Consider the following 477-nt stretch of genomic DNA (forward strand, 5'->3'; position numbering starts at 1 on the left):
CACTCGCCCGAGTTCACCACCCTCGAGTCCTATGAGGCGTGGGCGGACATGCACGTCATGGCCGAGCGCATGCAGGAGATCATCCTCAACGCCGCGGACGCGGTGGGCGCCGGGCGTCGGCTCGAGACCGCGAAGGGCGTCATCGACCTCGACGGCGAGTGGGCCTGGGTCGCCGTGTACCCGGGGCTGTCCGAGGCCGTGGGCCGCGAGATCACCCCGGAGACGGACGCCGAGACGCTGCGGGCGATCGCCGCGGAGCGCGAGGTCAAGGTGGACCCCGCGTGGGACGCGGAGAAGCTCGTGATCGAGCTGTTCGGAGAGATCGTGGAGCCCACCCTGATGAACCCCACGTTCGTGTACGACTACCCGCCGGCCGCTCAGCCGCTCGCGCGCCCGCACCGCTCGGACGACCGGGTCATCGAGGCGTGGGACCTGATCATCGGCGGCATGGAGCGCGGCACCGCGGTCTCCGAGCTG

1 protein-coding gene is annotated in these 477 nt (G+C 71.1%); it reads left to right on the plus strand.

The genetic code is table 11. The annotated features are described in order from the left end of the window. A partial coding sequence (locus tag ACFWJO_RS38625) for an amino acid--tRNA ligase-related protein (RefSeq protein WP_386872876.1) occupies positions 1-477 on the plus strand: 477 nt, incomplete at both ends.

Origin of the sequence: Streptomyces sp. NPDC127092, assembly GCF_042722475.1 — a bacterium.
Lineage (GTDB): Bacteria > Actinomycetota > Actinomycetes > Streptomycetales > Streptomycetaceae > Streptomyces.